The organism is Agrococcus sp. GCM10030265 (assembly GCF_042666675.1).
Lineage (GTDB): Bacteria > Actinomycetota > Actinomycetes > Actinomycetales > Microbacteriaceae > Agrococcus.
In genome coordinates this window covers 26,576-42,353 of the sequence record NZ_JBHTCZ010000002.1, presented here as the reverse complement: position 1 = coordinate 42,353, position 15,778 = coordinate 26,576, and the positions used below count along the sequence as shown (strand labels likewise).

7 protein-coding genes are annotated in these 15,778 nt (G+C 74.4%); 3 read left to right on the top strand and 4 right to left on the bottom strand.

The window, feature by feature from the left end; translation table 11 throughout:
• Window positions 1-132: 132 nt before the first annotated feature.
• From ACFQPP_RS04375 to ACFQPP_RS04360, 4 genes are all read right to left on the bottom strand, one after another.
• Window positions 133-10,515 (bottom strand): amino acid adenylation domain-containing protein, encoded by a 10,383-nt coding sequence (locus ACFQPP_RS04375; protein WP_376915333.1) that lies wholly within the window; start codon window positions 10,513-10,515, stop codon window positions 133-135.
• Window positions 10,516-10,597: 82 nt separating this feature from the next.
• Window positions 10,598-10,858: a hypothetical protein gene (locus ACFQPP_RS04370; RefSeq protein WP_376915332.1), complete on the bottom strand. Its 261-nt coding sequence runs from the start codon at window positions 10,856-10,858 to the stop codon at window positions 10,598-10,600.
• 132 nt (window positions 10,859-10,990) lie between these two features.
• Window positions 10,991-12,448 (bottom strand): glyceraldehyde-3-phosphate dehydrogenase, encoded by a 1,458-nt coding sequence (locus ACFQPP_RS04365; protein WP_376915331.1) that lies wholly within the window; start codon window positions 12,446-12,448, stop codon window positions 10,991-10,993.
• A gap of 176 nt (window positions 12,449-12,624) precedes the next feature.
• Complete coding sequence (locus ACFQPP_RS04360; RefSeq protein WP_376915330.1) at window positions 12,625-13,425, bottom strand: siderophore-interacting protein; 801 nt, start codon at window positions 13,423-13,425, stop codon at window positions 12,625-12,627.
• 179 nt (window positions 13,426-13,604) lie between these two features.
• Between ACFQPP_RS04360 and ACFQPP_RS04355 the strand changes: the two genes are divergently transcribed.
• From ACFQPP_RS04355 to ACFQPP_RS04345, 3 genes are all read left to right on the top strand, one after another.
• The gene (locus tag ACFQPP_RS04355) at window positions 13,605-14,855 is read left to right on the top strand and encodes an MFS transporter (RefSeq protein ID WP_376915329.1); all 1,251 of its coding nucleotides are present in this window, start codon (window positions 13,605-13,607) and stop codon (window positions 14,853-14,855) included.
• A 64-nt stretch (window positions 14,856-14,919) separates the two neighbouring features.
• A complete protein-coding gene (gene clpS / locus ACFQPP_RS04350; protein ID WP_376915328.1) occupies window positions 14,920-15,213 on the top strand; it encodes an ATP-dependent Clp protease adapter ClpS in 294 nt (97 codons plus the stop codon).
• Entirely contained in the window at window positions 15,210-15,710 is a 501-nt protein-coding gene (locus ACFQPP_RS04345; RefSeq protein ID WP_376915327.1) for a DUF2017 family protein, read from the top strand. Before clpS ends, ACFQPP_RS04345 begins: the two co-directional genes overlap by 4 nt.
• Window positions 15,711-15,778 lie beyond the last annotated feature (68 nt).

The window sequence follows — 15,778 nt, the reverse complement described above, 5'->3', positions numbered from 1 at the left end:
CGCTCTTCTCTCACTCGCTCGCGGGATCGTCTCGTCTGTCGTCGAGAGTGCTTCGGATCGCCCCGGGAGATGGTTCGAAGTCGAAACGTCCTCAGCCCCCGGGCGTGTCGCCCCGCCCGCTGCGGCGCACGCTCAGGCGCGCCGCAGCAGGCCGTCGAGCACGGGCCCGACGTCGTCGAGCGCACGGTCCGACAGCATGTCCTGATGGCGCGCGCCCACGAGGCTCGACGTCACCGCGCCCGTCGCGAAGCGCTCCCACGCGTGCGGCTCCGGTCGGTCGGCGGGCACCTGCTCGGTCGCGGCGAACACGTGCATCGATCCGTCGAACACCGGCACGGGCGCCTCGTCGAGCAGCTCGCCGAGGCGCAGGAAGCGCCGCACCATCCGCTCGACGGCCTCGGCGGGCACGTCGGCGAGCGGGCTGCCCGCCGCGTCGAGCAGCGCGAGCACGCGATGCACGTCGAGCTCGCCCTCGGGCGGCTCGACGCCGTTCGCGTCGAGGAAGCCGCGCCACATGTCGTCGGGATGCGCGACGCCCTCGAGCGCCGACCCGGGCGTCGGGTAGGCGTCGAGCACCGCGAGGAGCGCGACCTCGTCGCCCTCCGCCTGCAGGCGAGCGGCGAGGTGGTGCGCGAGCCGACCACCGAACGAGAAGCCCGTCAGGTGGTAGGGACCGTGCGGCTGCTCGGCGCGGATCGCTGCCACGTAGGCGTCGAGCAGCTCGTCGAACGAGGCCGCGGTCGGCGGCTCCTCCTCGTCGGGCGCGATGCCGGGCATCTGCACCCCGAGGATGGGCCGCGTCGTCTCGAGCCGCGACACGAAGGTCGTGAACTTCCACGCGACGCCGCTTGCAGGGTGCACGGCGAACACCGGCTCCCCCTCGCCCTCGCGCCGCAGCGGCAGGATCGTGCGCAGGCTCTCGGCCACGCTCGCGCCGCCCGAGGCGACGAGCGCCGCGAGCCCGGCGACGGTCGGCGCCTGGAAGAGCGACTGCACCGGGAGGCCGGCGCCGAGCGCCGCGTTGACGGCCTGGATGGCCGGCTGCGCGACGAACGAGTGGCCGCCGAGCGCGAAGAACGAGTCGTCGGCGCGCACGTCGTCGACGCCGAGCACGTCGGCGAACGCCGCGGCGATCGCGACCTCCGCCTCGCCCTCCGGCGCGCGGCCGTCGCCGCCGCCCGCGCGCAGCTCGGGCAGCGCGCGCACGTCGACCTTGCCGTTCGGCGTGAGCGGCACGGCGTCGATCGCCGCGACGCCCGCGGGCACCATGTAGTCGGGCACGCGGCCTCGCAGCCGGTCGCCGAGCCCTGCGACGAGCGCGTCGGCGTCCGAGCCCTCGTCGGCGACGATCCAGGCGCCGAGCGCCGCGCCTCGTGCGGTGTCGATCGGCCGTACGACGGCCTGTGCGACGCCGTCGACGCCGCGCAGCAGCGCCTCGACCTCGCCGGGCTCGACGCGGTGGCCGCGGATCTTCACCTGGCCGTCGCTGCGACCGAGGGAGACGACGCTCGGCCGCTCCCCCGCATCCGCGTCGCGCACGACGACGAGGTCGCCCGTGCGATACATGCGGGTGCCGTCGGCGGCGAACGGGTCGGCGACGAAGCGCTCGGCGGTCGTGCCCGCCTGCCCGGCGTAGCCGTGGGCGAGCTGCGCGCCCGCGAGCCACAGCTCGCCGACGGAGCCGACGGGCGCGGGCCGAAGACGCGCGTCGAGCACGTAGCCGACCACGTCGACCGTCGTCGCCCCGAGCTCCGGTGCCGGCGCGTCGGCGACGCGCGCCACCATCGAGTCGACGCCCACCTCGGTCGGCCCGTACAGGTTCCATGCCTCGACCGCGGGGCGCTCGTGCAGCCAGCGCCAGAGCCCGGCGTCGAGCGCCTCGCCACCGAGCAGCATGACGAAGGGGTCGGATGCGGTCCGCCTGTCGAGCACCTCGGCGATCGACGTCTGCGCCGCGAGGGCCGCCACGTAGCTCGGCGTCGTCTCCCACGCACCGATGCCGCGCTCGTCGAGCAGCGTCACGAGCGCCTGCGGGTCGCGACGCGTCGCGTCGTCGATCACGTGCAGCTCGTGCCCGGCGGCGAGCCACACGACGGGATCCATCGCGGCGTCGAAGCCGACGCCCGTCGTGTGCGCCATGCGGATGCGACGCTCGGCCGCATCCGGCAGCAGCGTCGCGCGGTGGCTCGCGAGGAGGCTCGCGAGCGCGCGGTGCGGCACCTGCACGGCCTTCGGCTCGCCCGTCGTGCCGGAGGTGAAGATGAGGTACGCGGGTGCGTCGAGCGCCACGGGGCGCGGCTCCGGCGCGGCCTCCGACACGAGCGACGCGATGGGCAGCACGTGCTCGGCGGCGACGCCCGCATCCATGGCGGTGGCGACCGCGAGGTCGTCGTCGCCGCCCGCGTGCACGACGAGTCGGGCTCGCGCGGTGCGCAGCATCGACACGACGCGGTCGTGGGGCAGCTCGGCGTCGACGGGCGCGACGACGGCACCGGCGCGCCACACGGCGAGCAGCGCCGCGAGCGTGTCGCTCGAGCGCGGCAGCCGCAGCGCCACGACGTCACCGGGCTCGACGCCCGCCGCGGCGATGCCCGCAGCGAGCGCGTCGACGCGGCCCGCGAGCGCGGCGCCGTCGAGCGTCGCGTCGGGCGCGACGATCGCGGGGGCGTCGGGGCGCGCCGCGAGGGACGCGAGGAGCTCGTCGAGCAGCGCGGGTCGCTCGGCGACGGGGGTCGTCCATGCGTGGAGGCGGTCGACGCGAGGCTCGACGTCGGCGTCGCGCAGGGGTCGCCGCGGTGCGTCGCTCGCCGCGGCGAGGAACGCGATCCACCGGTCGACGAGGCCGCGCGCGGCGCGGTCGCTGAACATCGTCGCGTCGTGCTCGAGCACGCCGGCGACCGAGCCGTCCGGCTGGGGCCGCAGCGTGAACGACAGGTCGACCTTCGCAGACCCCGTCGTGTCCGGCGTCATCGGCGTCGTCGCGACGCCGGGCAGCTCGAGCGCAACGCCCGAGGGCTCCTCCACCGACAGCATCGTCTGGAACAGCGGGTGCCTGCCGAGCCTGCGCTCGGGCGCCATGGCCTCGACGATGCGCTCGAAGGGCACCGCCTCGTGCTCGATGGCGTGCAGCGTCGCGGCGCGGGCGCGCTCGATCGCCTCGACGAGCGTGGGCGCGTCGGCGAGGTCGAGGCGCAGCGGCAGCGTGTTCACGAAGAAGCCGACGAGGTCGGCGACGTCGGGATCCGAGCGGCCGGCGGAGGGCGATCCGATCACGACGTCGTCGCCTGCGCCGATGCGGTGCAGGAACCCCGCGAGGCCCGCGAGCCACGCGTGGAAGCCCGTCGCTTGCGCGAGCCCCGCCGCCGACTGCACGCCGGTGGCGACGTCCGTGGGGATCGTGAACGTCAGCTGCCGCGCGGCGCGCGCCGTCGACTCCGGTCGGCGTCCGTCGGCCGGCAGCTCGAGCTCGTCGGGGATCCCGGCGAGCCGCTCGGTCCACGACGCGAGCGAGGCGTCGTGCCTGCCGCCGTCCGCCTCCTCGAGCGCACGCTGCATGCGGGCGTGGTCGGCGTACTGCACGGCGAGCGGGCGCTGCGCCCGCGCCGTGCCGCCCGCGCGGGCGGCGTAGGCCGTCGCGACGTCGCGTGCGAGCGGCGCGAGCGAGGCGCCGTCGGTGGCGATGTGGTGGATGACGAGGTCGAGTCGCCACCGTGCGTCGCCCGTCGCGACGAGCGCGGCGCGCACCGGCAGGTCGACGGCGAGGTCGAAGCCCGCCGTCGTGTCGACGGGCTCGTCGCCGAGCACGCCGCGCGTCGGCGGGTGGATGCGCTGCACCGGCTGGCCGTCGACCTCCGGATAGGTGGTGCGCAGCACCTCGTGCCGCACGACGAGGTCGTCGATCGCTGCACGCAGCGCCTCGACGTCGAGGTCGCCCTCGAACGTCGCCTGCAGCACGACCCCGTACTCGGCGGAGGACGAGTCGAGTCGGTTGAGGAACCACAGCCGCGCCTGGTTCGGCGACAGCGGCAGTGGCTCGCCCTCGACGCGCGGATGCTCGGCGGCCCACGCGCGCAGCGCGGGTGCCGCGGCGGCGCGCGGCCCGTCGTCGGCGAGGGCCGCGCCCGATCCGATGGCTGCGAGCAGCCCGGCGGGCGTGGGCGCGTCGAAGATCGTGCGCAGCGGGAGCGTGGCGCCGAGCTCGTCGCGGATGCGACCCATGAGCGACACCGCGAGCAGCGAGTGCCCGCCGAGCGCGAAGAAGTCGTCGTCGAGCCCCACGTCGTGCACGCCGAGCACGTCGCCGACGATGCGGGCGACGGCGCGCTCGTCGTCGGTGGAGGGCTCACGCGAGCCTGCGCTCGCCGTCGGCTCGGGCAGCGCCGCGACGTCGACCTTGCCGTTCGGCGTGAGCGGCAGCGCGTCGATGACGGCGATCGCCGTCGGCACCATGGCGTCGGGCAGCTCGTCGGCGGCGGCGCGGCGCACGGCATCCGCATCCACGTCGCCGACGACCCACGCGACGAGGCGGGCGGTGTCGGGGCCGCCGGGTGCGACGACGCGCGCGAGCGCCGTCTCGACGCCGTCGACGCGCTCGAGCGATCGGGCGACGTCGCCGACCTCGATGCGGTAGCCGCGCAGCTTGACCTGGTCGTCGTCGCGTCGCAGGAACTCGAGCTCGCCCGTGACGCGGCGACGCACGACGTCGCCGGTGCGGTACATGCGGGTGCCGTCGCCGGCGGGATCGGCGACGAAGCGCGAGGCGGTCTCGCCCGCGCGGCCGCGGTAGCCGTGCGCGAGCGTCGCGCCCGAGAGGTAGAGCTCGCCCTCGACGCCGTGCGGCACGGGCTGCAGCATGCGGTCGAGCACGCGTGCGGTCACGCCGGCGACCGGCGCGCCGATCGTGACGGCGCCGGGCTCGATGCGTGCGACGACGGCGTCGACCGTCGACTCGCTGGGACCGTACAGGTTCCAGCCGTCGATGGCGTCGGACGCCGCGAGGCGGTCCCACAGCGACTGCGCGATGGCCTCGCCGCCGACCGCGACCGTGAGGGGCGTGCCGCGGCGCTCGACGGCGTCGACGAGGCCGACGACGCTCAGCTGCTGCACGTACGACGGCGTCGTCTCGAGCACGTCGACGTCGTGCTCGACGATCGCGCGCACGACGGCCTCGGCGTCGATGCGCGTCGCCTCGTCGGCGACCTCGAGCGTCGTGCCGGCGACGAGCCACAGGATCGGGTCCCATGCGGCGTCGAAGCCGAGGCCGGACAGGTGCAGCATGCGCGGCGCCCGGTGCAGCCGGTCGCGCACGGGAGCGATCATCGCCTCCTCGTGCTGCGCGAGCACGGTCGCGAGCGCGGCGTGCGCCACCTGCACGCCCTTCGGCGCCCCCGTGGTGCCGGACGTGTAGACGAGGTAGGCCACGTCCGTCTCGGCCGGCGCGCTCGGCACCGGTGCGCCCTGGCCTGCGGCGTCGACCTCGGCGACCGCGACGATGCGCGGTGCGCGCCCTGCCAGCGCGAGCCCCGCGAGACGCTCCGCCTCCGCCGTCACGAGCACGCTCGCGTCGGCGCCGTCGAGGATCTGCGCGATGCGGGCATCGGGGTAGGCGACGTCGACCGGCACGGCCACGGCGCCGGCGCGGAGCGCGCCGAGCACGAGCGCGATGGCGTCCGACGTGCGCGGCATCGCGATCGCGACGCGGTCGCCGTGCGCGACGCCGAGCGCCGCGAGCCCCGCCGCGAGGCGATCGACGCGAGCGCCGAGCTCGGCGAAGGTCGTCGCACCGGACGCGTCGACGAGCGCCGACGCCTCGGGCTGCGCGTCGACCGTCGCGGCGAGGCGGTCGAGCACCGTGCCGCGCACGTCGGCGCTGCGGCCGTGCGCCTGGCGCTCGAGGACGCGCATCGTCTCGGCGTCGACGGCGGGGATGTCCGACACGCGCCGGTGCGGCGCGTCGACGAATGCGGCGAGCACGCGGTCGAGCGCGTCGCGCATCCGCTCGGCGGTCGCGGCGTCGAAGAGGGCGCGGTCGTAGCCGAGGGTCGCGACGAGCGGTCCGTCGTCGCCCTCCGGCGTCGTGACGTCGACGAGCAGGTCGGCCTTCACGCCCGCGCTCGTCATCTGCCCGGGCACCGTCACGTCGACGTCGCCGAGCGACAGCGTCGCCGGCTCGGTCGACTGCAGCGTGAGGAGCACCTGGAACAGCGGGGGCCGGTCGGCGACGCGCGGCGGGCGCAGCGCATCCACGACGGCGTCGAAGGGCACGTCCTGGTGCGCGTACGCCTCGGTGTTGCTCGCGCGGACGCGCTCGAGCAACTCGCCGAGCGCGGGATCGCCCGCGAGCGACGTGCGCAGCACGACGGTGTTCACGAAGAACCCGACGAGGTCGTCGAGCTGCGGGTCGGAGCGGCCGGCGACGGGCGTGCCGACCACGACGTCGTCGCCTGCGCCCTGCTGCTCGAGCATGGCTGCGACCGCGGCGTGCAGCACGATGAACAGGCTCGTGCGGTGCTCGCTCGCCAGCTCGCGCACGGCGGCGTGGCGCGCGGCGTCGAGCTCGAGCGACACCTCCCCCACGCCGTGCTGCGCCGGGTCCGAGGCGTCGGCGGCACCGCGTGCGCGGTCGCGCGGCAGCGCGATCTCGTCGGGTGCGCCCTCGAGGGTGCGGCGCCAATGGTCGAGCTGGCGCGCCAGCTCGCTCGACGGGTCGCTCGCGTCGCCGAGGTGCTCGCGCTGCCACAGCGCGAAGTCGGCGTAGTCGACGGGCAGCGGCGCCCATCCGGGCTCCTCGCCGCGTGCGCGCGCGACGTACGCGGTGCCGAGGTCGCGCGCGAACGGCGCGAGCGACCAGCCGTCGGACGCGATGTGGTGCATGGTGGCGACGAGCACGTGGCGCTCGGGGGCGACGCGCAGCAGCACGGCGCGCAGCGGCGTCTCGGTCGTGACGTCGAACGGGCGCAGGGCCTCCTGGCGCACGACGTCGTCGACGCGCGACTCGGGCACGTCGATCGCGACGAACGGCGGCTCGGCGGCCGCGCCCTCGAGGATGCGCTGCACGGGCTCGTCGCCGACGAGCGGCACGACGGTGCGCAGCGGCTCGTGCCGCATCGCGACGTCGACGAACGCGGCGCGCAGCGCACCCACGTCGAGCCGGCCGTCGAGCTCGAGCACGACGGGGATCGAGTAGGCGGCCGAGTCGGGCTCGAGCCGGTTCAGGAACCACAGGCGGCGCTGCGCGAGCGACACGGGCATCGGGTCGGGCCGCGTCGCGCGCGACAAGCGCGAGGGGCGGTCGTCGGCCGACGCGTCGCCGACGCGCGCGGCGAGGGATGCGACGGTCGGGTGCTCGAACACGTCGCGCACCGTCACGGAGCGCTCGAGCCGGTCGGCGAGCCGCGACGCGAGGCGCGTGGCGAGCAGCGAGTGGCCGCCCGCTGCGAAGAAGTCCTCGTCGATGCCGACGGACGCGACCTCCAGCACCTCGGCGAACGCCTCCGCGACGATCCGCTGCACCGCCGTGCGCGGCTGCTGCGCGGGGTCGGCGCTCGAGCGCTCGGGCTTCGGCAGCGCTCGGCGGTCGAGCTTGCCGTTGGGCGTCATCGGCATGTCGGCGAGCGCCATGATGGTCGAGGGCACCATGTAGTCGGGCACCGACCTGCGCATGCCCTCCTTCACGGCGGCGCCGAGCCCGTCGAGGTCGCCGTCGCCGGTGACGTAGCCGACGATGCGCGCTGCGGCGCCCTCGCCGACGACGACGGCGGCTGCTCGCGTCACGCCGAGCTGGCGGCGCATGGCGGCCTCGACCTCGTCGAGCTCCACGCGGTAGCCGCGGATCTTGACCTGATCGTCGATGCGCCCGACGAAGCGCAGCGAGCCGTCGCGGCGACGGCGCACGACGTCGCCCGTGCGGTACATGCGCGAGCCGTCGCTCGCGAACGGGTCGGCGACGAAGCGCTCGGCGCTGAGGCCCGGCTGTCCGACGTAGCCGCGCGCGACGTTCGTGCCGGCGAGGTAGAGCTCGCCGACGGCGCGGTCGGGCACCGGCGTGAGGGTGGCGTCGAGGACGTAGTGGCGGCTGTTGCGCACCGACGTGCCGATGTGCGGCTGCTCGCCGGGGCGGATGATGGCGACGAGGCTGTCGACGGTGGTCTCGGTCGGACCGTAGAGGTTCACGGCGTGGACGTCGTCGCGGGCGGCGAGCGCATCCCACAGCGCGGGGCCGACGGCCTCGCCGCCGAGGGCGATCTCCGTCGGATGGCGCTCGGCGTCGAGCATGCCGGCGGCGAGCAGCGCCTCGGCGAACGACGGCGTCGTCTCGATGGCGTCGATGCGGTGCCGCGCGAGGTGCTCGACGAGCCGCTCGGGGTCGCGACGCGCGTCGTCGTCGATCATGTGCAGCTCGTGGCCCGCGAAGAGCCACAGCAGCGGATCCCAGGCCGCGTCGAACGACAGGCCCGCCGTGTGCGCGACGCGCACGGGTCGGCCGAGCCGCTCGGCCGCGGGGTCGAACATCTCGGCGCGGTGCTGCTGGAAGAGGTTCCGCAGCGCGAGCCGGTCGACGCCGACGCCCTTGGGCCGCCCGGTGCTGCCGGAGGTGAAGACCACGTACGCGAGGTCGCTCGCGGCGGCGACGGGCAGCGTCGACGCGTCGTCGCCCTGCCTGCGCCACGTGGCGGTGTCTGCGTCGATCGCGAGCGCGGGCACCGCCCACGTCGCCCCCGCTGCACGGTCGCGCTCGAGCTGGCTCGTGCTCGTGAGCAGCAGCACGGGCGCCGAGTCCTCGATCATCCCGGCGACGCGGTCGATGGGGTACTCGGGGTCGAGCGGCACGTAGGCACCGCCTGCGCGCAGCACCGCGAGGACGAGCGTGGGCAGCGCGACGCTGCGCTCGATGCGCACGGCGACGCGGGCGCCCGGCTCGACGCCCTCGGCGACGAGGTGGTGCGCGAGGCGCGTCGCGTCGGCGTCGAGCATCGCGAAGGTCACCATGCCGTCGTCGGCGACGACCGCCGGGTCGTGCGGACGGGCGCGGGCGACGTCGGCGAACGCCTCCAGCACCGTCTGCGGCTCGAGCGCGACCTGCGCACCCGCGCCCTGCGCGACGAGCGTCTGCGACTCCTCGCCGCTCACGATGGACGCGTCGGCGACGATGCCGCTCGGCGCGGCGATCGCCGCGTCGAGCAGAGCGAGCAGGCGGTCGGCATGCTCGAGCAGGGTCTCGCGCGTGTGCAGCTCGGCGTCGCCCTCGAGCTGCAGCGTCGGCTCCGCGGCGTCGCTCTCGAGGCCGGAGAGCACGATCGACAGGTCGTGCACGGGGCCGGTCGAGAGGATCTGCACCTCGCCGGTCGCGTCGCCGAAGCGGAGCGCGTCGATGACGGGCAGCAGGTTGATCGACGGGCCGGCGTGCGTCGGCGCGCCCTCGATGGTCTCGGTGCGGAAGCGCTGGTGCTGCACGGCTCCGCGCACGACGTCGCCCGCATGGGCGATGGTGTCTGCGATCGTCGCGGTCGACGAGACGTCGACGCGCAGCGGCAGGATGCTCGAGAGCATCGACGGCGTCGTCTTCGCCACGGCGCCGCGGCGCGCGGTGACGGGGAGGCCGAGCGACACGCGCTGCTCGCCCGTCACCTTCGCCATGTACATCGCGGCGACTCCGACGACCGTCTTCGGCAGGTCGCGGCCGAGCGCGGCGAGGCGCGCGCTTCGTGCGTCGTCGAGCGCGACGGACGCGCGCACGACCTCGCGGGCGACGGAGCCCGTGGTGCCCTCGAGGCCTTCGACGGCCACGTCGTCGGCGAGCGCCTCGCGCCAGAACTCGGCGTCGGCCTCGTGCTGGTCGGACGCCTCGTACGCGTCGATCGTCGCGTGCAGCTCGTCGAGCGACGGCAGCGGTGAGGGCGCCCTCGCGGCCAGGTGGGCGATGGGAGCGGCGGCGAGGTCGAGCAGGCGGCCTCCCGGCGTGCGCCGCGCGAGTCGGGAGTAGACGCCTGCGAGGTAGCGCAGCGCGACGACGGCCGAGTAGCCGTCGAGCATGATGTGGTGCACACGCTGGAAGAACAGCGAGCGGTCGCCGTCGAGCAGGAAGAGCGTGGCGCCGAAGAGGTCGTCGCCCGTGAGGTCGCGCGGGGTCGCCATCTCGGCGTCCATGCGCTCGCGCGCCTGCGCGAACGCCGCATCCGCATCCGTGCCGCGCAGATCGACGACCTCGAGCACGTCGTCGGTGGGCCGGGGCCGCTCGATGACGCCGTACGGGCCGTCCTCGTCCTCGCGGAAGCGCATGCTGATGGCGTCGAGGTCGGCCACGACCTTCGTCATCGCGATGCGCATGAGCCTCGGCTCGATGCGTCCGCGCAGGTCGAGGTACTGGCCGATGGCGTAGCCGGGGTTGTCGGCGTCGAGCGCCTGGGCGTACCAGATGCCGCGCTGGGCAGCCGTGAGCGGCATGCGCTCGGCGGCGTCGCTCGTCGCGGTGCGATCGGTCTCGGTGCGGTCGTTCTCGGGCTTCGTGCTCGTCACGTCGTGGTGCTCCTGATGACGGAGCCCCGCGCGGTGCGCGGGGCTCCGTTCGTCCTGTGGTGGGTCGGTGGAGGCGCGAGGCCTACTGGAACTGACCGATCTGCAGGAAGTTCAGGATGCCGCCGACGTCGACGAGCGGGCCGGTGATGAGCGGCCCCTGGATGAGCGCGGGCGACGAGGTCGTGGCGGCGTCCGACGAGGTGAGGCCTGCGGCGTACGACGAGGAGGCCGCTGCGGAGGTGCCATCGGACGCCATGGCCGCCGGTCCGCCGATGGCGAGTCCGGTGACGGTGAGCGCGGCTGCCGCGACGGCACCGCTCATGGCTCGCGTGGTCTTCTGCATGGGATTCCCTCCTGAGCGTCGCGTGCCCGGCTGGGCACACGACGTCGTTCGGGGCGGTCGGCGTCTCGGGTTGGTCCGGCGGGCGCCCTCGGGCGTGGCGAACCCTGAGGGCGTCTCAGGTGCGCGGCAGGCTCACGCGCCCGCGATGGCCCCCGCCCGCGGGCGCTCGACGCGAGCCGCCTGCATCTGCTCGGCCATGTGCTCGAGCACGCGCACCACCTGCGACGAGTAGCCGTACTCGTTGTCGTACCAGACGTACACGACGAGGTGCCTGCCGGTCGCGATCGTCGCGAGCCCGTCGACGATGCCGGCGCGGTTGTTGCCGACGAAGTCGGTCGAGACGACCTCCGGCGAGTCGACGAAGTCGATCTGCGTGCGCAGCCGGCCCTTGAGCGACGCGCGGCGCAGGAGCTCGTTCACCTGGTCGCGCTCGACGGGCTCGTCGAGCGTGAGGTTGAGGATCGCCATCGACACGTCGGGCGTCGGCACGCGGATCGCGTTGCCCGTGAGGCGCCCCTCGAGCTCCGGCAGCGCCTTCGCGACGGCCTTCGCGGCCCCGGTCTCGGTCAGCACCATGTTGAGCGCCGCCGAGCGCCCCCGCCGGTCGCCCTTGTGGAAGTTGTCGATGAGGTTCTGGTCGTTCGTGTACGAGTGCACCGTCTCGACGTGGCCGTGCTCGATGCCGTACGCGTCGTGCAGCACCTTCAGCACGGGCGTGATGGCGTTCGTGGTGCACGACGCGGCCGTGACGATGCGGTCGTCGGCGGCGATCATGTCGTGGTTGATGCCGAACACGACGTTCTTCAGCGGGCCCTTGCCGGGGGCCGTGAGCAGCACGCGCGCGACGCCTCGCGCCTGCAGGTGCTGCGCGAGCCCGGCCTCGTCGCGCCAGCGTCCCGTGTTGTCGACGACGATCGCGCCGCGGATGCCGTGCGCCTCGTAGTCGACCGTCGACGGGTCGTCGGAGTGGATGACCTGGATGAGGGTGCCGTTCGCGAGGATCGTCCCCGCCTCGTGGTCGACCTGGATCGTGCCGTCGAACGGCCCGTGCACCGAGTCGCGACGCAGCAGGTTCGCGCGCTTGTCGAGGTCGTGCTCGCCGCCGGAGCGCACGACGATCGCCCGCAGCCGCAGCCCGAGGCCGTTGCCCGCGTGGCCGACGAGGATGCGCGCGAGGAGTCGGCCGATGCGGCCGAAGCCGTAGAGCACGACGTCGGTGGGCTCCTGGTGCTCCCACGACTGCAGCGAGCCGAGCGCGTCGCGCACGTACGCCTCGAGGTCGGCGGCCGCGTCTGGCGCGCCGTCGAGCAGGCGGCCGAGGTCGAGCGAGACCCCCTGCAGGCCCTGCTCGTCGGCGATCTGCAGCGCGAGCAGCGACTGGGCGACGTCGAGCTCGACGTCGCTGACGCGGCGCGCCCACCGGTGCGCGCGCAGCACCTCGAGCGCCGAGCGGTTGATGATCTTGCGACCGTGCACGTGCGGGATGACGTTCCGCTCGCGGTACAGCCTGCCGATGAGGGGGATGGCCGACTCGGCCGTCGCGACGCGCTTCAACCATGCGTCCTGGGATCGCTGCACTGCGTCCGTCACTCGCTCTTCGCTCCTCGTCCTGCGGCGGATGTCGCCGCATCCCCATCCTCTCGGCCGGTGCGTCGCCGTGGGCGCGAACCGGGTGCGAGCACGGCGCGGCCTTGCCGAGACGACAAGAACCCCGGTTCTTCACCGGGGCTCTCGTCGGATGCGGGGCACGGAGGCCGCAGGATGCGTCAGGACACGTAGGCCTTGCCGAGGCGCCAGTAGCCCGTGAACGTCACGTTGGCCTTGTCGACCCCGCGATGCTTCACGAGGTGGCGGCGGGCGCCGGTCGCGAGCGACTGCTCGCCTGCGGCGTACGCGTAGGCGACCTCGCCGGGCAGGTCGAGGTCGGCGAGCGCACGCAGGCCGGCCTGCCCCTCGCGCTCGCCGGCGCGGCGCTGCACCCAGTGCACGTCGACGCCGTCGGGCTGACCGAGCTCCTGCACGTCGTCGGCGTGGCCGACCTCGATGACGGCGATGCCGCGCGTCGCCCGATCGATGGAGCCGCACACGCCCGCGATGGCGGGGATGACCGACTCGTCGCCGACCATGAGCACGTCGCCCTCGACGCCCTCGTCGTTGTAGAGCAGCCCCTCGTCGAGCAGCGCGGCGCGCTCGCCGACCTTCGCGTCGATCGACCACTGGGCGCCGGGGCCCGGGTCCTCGTGCACGACGAAGTCGATGTCGAGCTCCTGCACGTCGCGGCGGAAGGCGCGGATCGTGTAGTTGCGGATGTGGGGCCGGTTCGCCTCCTGCATGAGGAGGTACTGCGGGAACCACTGCTTCGGGCTCGTGGGCACGTGCAGGGCATCCTGGCCGGGCCGCCGCATGAAGAACCGGAACCACTGGTCGTAGCCCTGCGGCGTCATGCTCGCGACGTCCTCGCCGCCGAGCGTCACGCGACGCAGGTGCGGGGAGATCTGCTCGGTGCCGAGCACCTCGAGCTCGACGAAGTGCGGTGCGACGGCGGCGACGCGCGCGGGTCCGGCCATGCGGGAGCTCCTTGCGGGAGAGGGGAGGCGGTAAGGCAACCCTCACCTTAGCCGACGTCGCGTCGCGACGTCGAGCCGGCGAGGCTCGCCGCGCCCGCGTGGCGGATCGGCGACGGAATACGATGGAGGTGCGCAGCGCTGCACAGCCCTGTCCCCACGCACCTCACGGAGACCCCGCCATGCAGCAGCTCACCCCCACCCGTCGCGTCCTCGCGCTCCTCGCGCTCGCCCTCGGCGGCTTCGGCATCGGCACGACCGAGTTCGCATCCATGGGCCTCCTGCCGCTCATCGGCGACGAGCTCGTCGACGGCTTCGCCGCGAACCCCGAGCGCGGCATCCAGACCGCGGGCTGGCTGATCTCGGCCTACGCGCTCGGCGTCGTCGTGGGCGCGCCCGCGATCGCGGTGCTCGCCGCGCGCATGTCGCAGACGCGCCTCGTGCTCATCCTCGCCGCAGCCTTCACGATCGCGAACCTGTCGAGCGCCCTCATGCCGTCGTTCGAGCTGACGATGCTGTCGCGCTTCGTCTCCGGGCTCCCCCACGGCGCGTACTTCGGCGTCGCGTCGCTGCTCGCCGCCCGCATCATGGGCCCCGGCCGCCAGGGCGCGGGCGTCGCCCTCGCGCTCTCGGGCCTCACCGTCGCCAACGTGATCGGCGTGCCGCTCGGCACCTGGCTCGGCCAGACCGCCGGGTGGCGCTGGTCGTACGTCGCCATCGCGGGCATCTTCGCGCTCACGCTCGTCCTCGCGTTCCGCACGCTGCCCCAGGTCGAGGGCAACCCCGCACGCAACCCGATGCGCGAGCTCTCCGCGCTGCGCAGCGGCCGCCTCTGGCTCATGCTCGCGGTCGGCGCCGTGGGCTTCGGCGGCTTCTTCGCCATCTACTCGTACATCGCCGAGACGGTCACGCGCGTCGCCGGCCTCCCCGAGGGCGTCGTCCCGTGGGTGCTCGCGACGCTCGGCATCGGCATGACGATCGGCAACGTCCTCGGCGGCGTCCTCGGCGACCGGGCCCTCGTGCCCACGATGCTCGGCGGCTTCCTCGCCGTCATCCCCGTCATGGGCCTCTACTCCGTGCTGGGCGGCGAGCCCGTCGCGCTCTTCGTGCTCGCGTTCCTCATCGGCCTGTCGACGTCGATGCTCATCCCGTCGATCCAGTCGCGCATCATCCAGATCGCCGGCGAGGCCGAGCTGCTCGGCGCCGCGATGAACCATGCGGCGTTCAACGTGGGCAACGCGCTCGGCGCCGCCGTCGGCGGCGCCGTCATCGGCGCGGGCCTCGGCTACCTCGCCCCCGGCTGGGTGGGCGTGCTGCTCGCGGCCGCGGGCCTCGGCCTCGCCGTCGTGAGCGTGCTGCTCGACCGCCGCAGCGCATCCCTGCGCCGGCTCGAGACGCACGAGCAGCGCACGGTCGTCGGCGCCGCACGCTAGCCCATCCACGCGGATGCGGCACGCCCCCGTGACGTGCCACCCGCGTCGTGCATAGGGTCGATGCATGCAGGGCACCGCGACGAGCGTCGACCTCGAGGTCGACGACGCGACGCTGTCGGCAGCCGACGGCGACTGGGTGACCGTCGTGTGGGACGACCCGGTGAACCTCATGACGTACGTCACGTACGTCTTCCGCACCTACTTCGGCTTCGACGAGCAGAAGGCGGAGCGCCTCATGCTGCAGGTGCACACGAAGGGCCGCGCGATCGTGTCGGTCGGCGGCCGCGAGCAGCAGGAGCTCCACGTCGCCGCCATGCACGGCTACGGGCTGCTCGCGACGCTGGAGCGCGTCGAATGAGGCCGTGGCGACGCGATGGCGACAGCCTCGTGCTCGAGCTCACCGCCGACGAGGCGACGATGCTCACGCGCCTCGTGTCGCAGGTGCGCCAGGTGTTCGTGGCGGTGCGCGACGGCGAGGCCGACCTCGCCGACCCCGTCGTCGCGCGCCTCTTCCCCGACGCCTACGAGGACGACGGGCTCGCTGAGGAGTTCCGCAGGCTCACGTCCGACGACCAGGCGGCGCTGCGCCTCGACCGTCAGCGCACGATGGCCCGCGACCTCGCGGCGCAGTCGACCGTCGCCGACGAGCGCGTGCGCGTGTCGGTGCAGCAGGAGTCGGTGGATGCGTGGCTCGCGGGCATCGGCGACATCCGGATCGTGCTGCACACGCGCGTCGCGGAGGGCCCCGAGAGCCACCTCGACCTCACCGCCGACGACCTCGCGCAGTTCCAGGCGGTCGTCGACTGGCTCGGATACGCGCAGGGCAGCCTCGTCGAGGCCGCGACCGCCGGCTGAGCGACCGCGCACGGACGCGACGCGACGCCCGGTCGCGTCGCCCGATTGCATCGCGTGCGCGCAGGCGT

What these genes read in the sequence shown, in the direction of transcription:
- ACFQPP_RS04370 (WP_376915332.1), bottom strand. Translation starts at nt 10,858, where the DNA reads ATGCAGAAGACCACGCGAGCCATGAGCGGTGCCGTCGCGGCAGCCGCG.
- ACFQPP_RS04360 (WP_376915330.1), bottom strand. Translation starts at nt 13,425, where the DNA reads ATGGCCGGACCCGCGCGCGTCGCCGCCGTCGCACCGCACTTCGTCGAG.
- ACFQPP_RS04355 (WP_376915329.1), top strand. Translation starts at nt 13,605, where the DNA reads ATGCAGCAGCTCACCCCCACCCGTCGCGTCCTCGCGCTCCTCGCGCTC.
- clpS (WP_376915328.1), top strand. Translation starts at nt 14,920, where the DNA reads ATGCAGGGCACCGCGACGAGCGTCGACCTCGAGGTCGACGACGCGACG.
- ACFQPP_RS04345 (WP_376915327.1), top strand. Translation starts at nt 15,210, where the DNA reads ATGAGGCCGTGGCGACGCGATGGCGACAGCCTCGTGCTCGAGCTCACC.